Raw genomic sequence first — 3,908 nt, forward strand, 5'->3', positions numbered from 1 at the left:
CGGCAGCACCAGCTGGTGCGGATCGCCGTCGACCAGGCCGACCCCGGTACGCAGGCTCTCGTGCCGCGCCACCACCGCGTTCACGGCCTGCTGGAGCAGCACGACGTCCAGCTCACCTGTCAGCCGCACCGCGCTCACCACGTTGTACGCGGCGTTGCTCGACGGGTTCAGCTGGCAGACGAACCACAGACTGCGCTGCGCCGGCGCGGCCGGCAGCACGAAGTAGTCGCTGTAGTCACGGGACTCGCCACTGCCGACACCGCCGGCGTACGAGGAACTGCTCACTGGGTTCCCGCCTCCCTCGCGGCCGATACGCCGAGCGCCGCCCCCACATGGGCGACGACGCTCCTCTCCTGGTCCTGGACGAAGTAGTGACCTCCGTCGAACTCGTGCACCGAACAGTCCGCCGAGGTCTGCCGGGCCCAGCCCGCGTCCCCGTCCCGCACCAGCGGGTCCCGTCTGCCGCGCAACACCCGTACCGGCACCGGAAGCGGCGGCCCCGGCACGTACACGTAGGTCTCCGCCAGCGTCAGATCGGCCCGGATGGTGGGCAGCATCAGCCTGACGAGCTCCTCGTACGTGGGGAGGTCCTGCGGCTCCATCCCCTCCCAGGCCCGCAGCCGCGCCAGCAGCTCCGCGTCCGGCAGATGGTGGACCCGCTCCTGGTCCGCGTACTGCGGGGCGTCCCGGCCGGACACGAACAGCGCCGACGGCAGGGGCAGTTCCAGCTCCCGGAACCGCCGCAGCACCTCGAAGGCGACCAGCGCGCCCATGCTGTGCCCGAAGAACGCGTACGGCCGCCCGGTCAGTGGTGCGAGCGCCGGCGCCAGCGCGTCCACCAGCGCGGTCATCTCCAGGAACGGCCGCTCCCCGAGGCGCACCTCACGGCCCGGCAACTGCACCGCCGTGATCTTCAGCGCCGACGTGTACCGCTGCCAGTTCTGGAACATCGCCGCGCTGCCCCCGGCATGCGGAAAGCACACCACTTCGCCGGCCGGATCGGTGACGTCGCCGAAGGATCGGAACCAGCGGGAACTCGGTCGGGTCGGGCGCACCTCTACCTCCATGAGAGATGGCGAACGCAGAACGCGAGAATGCGGTGGACCGCCACCGGAACCGGCAACACCCGCCGGGTCACGGAACGGAAATCAATAACCGCCGACCATATTCGTATCAGCCTTCTCGGAGGACACTCAACGACCACATGGCCGACTGAGAGGTGAGCGATAAGGAAGTGAGAGCCGAGTGAGAGACAGCGCACTTTTAATTGCTTCGGCGCCGGAGTGTGCCGCCGTCATACCGACCTGTCACCGAGCCCCGCACCCTCCGATGCGCGATCCGCCGATCCGACACCGGGCCGCCCGCGGCCGAGGGAATGGAGTCAGCCGATGCCGAGCCCCGCCCGCCCCACACTGGTGCACACCCTCGTCACGCACGCCGCCACCCGCGGCGAACAGACGGCCTACGAGTACCTGCACGACGACGGGCGAGTGGACAGCCTCACCTACCGGCAACTCCTGGCCCGAGCGGTCAAGGCGGCGGCGCGACTGCGCGCCGACTCCGGCAACAAGGGCCCCGCCCTGCTGCTCTACCCGCCCGGCCTGGACTTCGTCGTTGCCGTCTGGGCCTGCTTCCTCGCCGGCGTCCCCGCCGTCCCCGCCTACCCGCCGATCTTCGGCTCCACCGACCGCATCGCCGCCCGCTTCACCCGGATGCTCGAGGACTCCCGCGCCGGCACCCTGCTGGCCGACCCGAATGTCCTCGGACTGTTCGCCGGCGCCATGAGCCCCGAGGCCATGCCGCGCGTCCTCACCCTCGGCGACGCCGGTACCGACGGTGACGCGACCGCGGACGCGAACCCCGACGTGGACGTCCTGGCCGGCCTGCTGCGCACCGCCGCCGCACCCGAGGACCCCGCCCTCATCCAGTACACCTCGGGCAGTACGGGACAGCCGAAAGGCGTCGTCCTGGAACACCGGAATCTCCTCGCCAACATCAGAGCGATCACCGACGTATTCAAACTGGACGAAACCGCCCGCGTCGTCTCCTGGCTTCCGCCCTATCACGACATGGGCCTCATCGGATTCATTCTCACGCCCGTCCACGGGGCATTTCCGGTCCGATTGATGTCCCCCGTGCATTTCCTCAAGAATCCGCTCGCCTGGCTGCGTCAGATCAGCGAACTCGGCATCACCCACACCGGCGGACCGAATTTCGCCTACGACCTGTGCGACCGGCGCGCCGCCACGGCCGACCTCACCGGACTCGACCTGAGCAGCTGGCGCCTCGCCTTCAACGGCGCCGAACCGATCCGCCCCGCGACCCTCCAGCGGTTCGCCGACCGCTTCGCCCCCCACGGCTTCCGCCCCGAGGCGTTCCTGCCCTGCTACGGCCTGGCCGAGGCCACCCTCATCGTCACCGGACACCACTGGACCGGACCCGACGAGGGCGTCGACGACGACGGCCGCGTCGACTGCGGCCCCGTCATCGACGGACACACCCTCAACCTCGTCGACCCCGACACCGGCATCCCCGTCCCCGAAGGCGCCGAGGGCGAGATCTGGATCAGCGGCCCCAGCATCAGCAACGGCTACTGGAACAGCACGGGCACCCCGGCCGGCGAACTCTTCGGCGTCCTCGACGGCACCCGCCACCTGCGCACCGGCGACCTCGGCCGGCTGCGCGACGGACACCTCACCGTCACCGGCCGCCGCAAGGACGTCCTCATCCAGAACGGCGTCAACCACCACGCCCACGACCTGTGCACCGCCGCGACCGAGGACAACCCCGCCGTACGGCCCACCGCCGCCGCCTTCGCCGGACCCGACGACGAAATCGTCATCGCCGTCGAGGTCGCCGACCGGAACCACGACACGACGGCCCTCGCCGCCGACATCCGCACCCGCGTCCTCACCGCCACCGGCGTCCGTGTCCACACCGTGGTCCTCTGCCCGCCCCGCACCATCCCCCGCACCACCAGCGGGAAGGTCCAGCACTCCCTGGCCCGCACCCGCCACCTCGACGGCACCCTCGGCGGAACCGCCGTCACCGCCACACCGGCCACCGCCACGGCCGAGGACACGGAACTCCTCACCCTCTTCCTGTCCTCCCTCTTCGCCGCCGTCTGCCAGGTCCCCTCCTGCGGCCCCGACGAGACCCTCGCCGCCATGGGCGGTGACTCCCTGCGGGCCGCCGAGATCGCCGCCGTCGCCGAGGACGCCCTCACCCTCGAGGTACGCGTCGAGGACGTGCTCCGCGCCCAGACACCCCGCGAACTCACCGCCCGCCTCGCCCGCCGCTGGGCCGACGACCAACTGCCCTATGCCGACGCACTGGCACGCGTCAGGACCTTGATGTCCCACGACTGACGCCGACGACACCCACGCCCGGCAGCGGAGCCGACGGCACCCGACCCGGCGACACAGCCGCCGACACCGACCCCCGGCAGCCAAGCCGCCGACCCACCCCCGGCAACCCAGCGGAGAACCACGTCCGGTGACCACACGGAGGACGACACCTGTGTCCGACAACCTTCAGGTATCCGCCGACCTCGGCCGCGACCTCCTCGCCCGCTGGCGCGCCCGCACACCGGACACCACCGCACCCGCCGCCCCCCAGGCCAACCCGATCCAACTCGGCCTGCGACTGTTCGAGGAGATCCACCCGGGCACCGCCGCCAACATCCTCCGCTACGACGCCGAGACCGACGGCCCCCTCGACACCGACCGCCTCGCCGCCGCCCTGCGCACCCTCACCCACCGGCACGCCGTCCTGCGCACCACCTTCCCCGCCGGCGACCGGACCCGGTGCGCCGTCACCCCGGCGCGGCCGGCGTCGGCGTCGAGGTCGGCGAGGTCGGTGACGGTGAGGTCGGGTACCGCTTCGGCCGCCGGGGTGACGGCGCACCG

4 protein-coding genes are annotated in these 3,908 nt (G+C 71.4%); 2 read left to right on the plus strand and 2 right to left on the minus strand.

All coding sequences use genetic code 11. The features are described from left to right. Both CCN29_RS32755 and CCN29_RS32760 read right to left on the minus strand, forming a co-directional pair. On the minus strand, positions 1–285 hold a 285-nt coding region (locus CCN29_RS32755), incomplete at its 3' end, for a condensation domain-containing protein (RefSeq protein ID WP_143661449.1). Continuing rightward, positions 282–1,055 carry a thioesterase II family protein gene (locus tag CCN29_RS32760; protein WP_031023406.1) on the minus strand — a complete coding sequence of 258 codons (774 nt, stop codon included), beginning with the start codon at positions 1,053–1,055 and terminating at the stop codon, positions 282–284. The genes CCN29_RS32755 and CCN29_RS32760, both read right to left, overlap by 4 nt. 333 nt (positions 1,056–1,388) lie before the next feature. Between CCN29_RS32760 and CCN29_RS32765 the strand changes: the two genes are divergently transcribed. Both CCN29_RS32765 and CCN29_RS32770 read left to right on the plus strand, forming a co-directional pair. Next, complete coding sequence (locus CCN29_RS32765) at positions 1,389–3,368, plus strand: AMP-binding protein (protein ID WP_031023404.1); 1,980 nt, start codon at positions 1,389–1,391, stop codon at positions 3,366–3,368. 151 nt (positions 3,369–3,519) lie between these two features. Next, a partial coding sequence (locus tag CCN29_RS32770) for a hypothetical protein (RefSeq protein WP_442538629.1) occupies positions 3,520–3,908 on the plus strand: 389 nt, incomplete at its 3' end.

Source organism: Streptomyces pseudogriseolus (assembly GCA_002154585.1).
GTDB classification, from domain to species: domain Bacteria; phylum Actinomycetota; class Actinomycetes; order Streptomycetales; family Streptomycetaceae; genus Streptomyces; species Streptomyces pseudogriseolus.

Excerpts from the sequence above, each read along its gene's own strand:
- CCN29_RS32765 (WP_031023404.1), top strand. The coding sequence starts at position 1,389 with ATGCCGAGCCCCGCCCGCCCCACACTGGTGCACACCCTCGTCACGCAC.